The sequence below is a fragment of the Pantoea stewartii subsp. stewartii genome (assembly GCF_008801695.1).
Lineage (GTDB): Bacteria > Pseudomonadota > Gammaproteobacteria > Enterobacterales > Enterobacteriaceae > Pantoea > Pantoea stewartii.
On the sequence record NZ_VZPF01000249.1, the window covers coordinates 1 to 454 of the forward strand.

Sequence of the window (454 nt, forward strand, 5' to 3'; positions counted from 1 at the left end):
AGCCTCTCCGGCGGGGAGCGCCAGCGGGTGCACATTGCGCGTGCGCTGGCGCAGACGCCCAGCGAAATTCTGCTCGATGAACCGACCAACCATCTGGATATTCACCATCAGATGCAGCTGATGCAGCTGATCAGTGAGCTTCCGGTCACCAGCATTGTGGCTATTCACGATCTCAACCACGCGGCGATGTTCTGTGATTCGCTGATTGTGATGCAGAACGGGCAAATCATCGCCACCGGGACGCCCGAAGACATTCTTTCCGAAGAGCTTCTTTGGGAGGTGTTTCGGGTGAAAACGAAAATTGAGATCTCCCGCTTCCATGGCAAAAAGCACATTCACTATATCGTTTAGGATCGGGTAGCATGTCTCCTTTCTCCCTGCGACCTGCCACAACGCTTCGGCCGCCCGTGTTACTGGGCAGCCAGTTTGTTTTCAACATCGGCTTTTACGCGGT

General features: G+C 54.8%; 1 protein-coding gene. It reads left to right on the plus strand.

The window, feature by feature from the left end; genetic code table 11:
• The coding region (locus tag F7Q90_RS26030; RefSeq protein WP_151161204.1) for an ABC transporter ATP-binding protein at positions 1 to 351 on the plus strand (351 nt) is incomplete at its 5' end.
• Between the last annotated feature and the right edge of the window lie 103 nt (positions 352 to 454).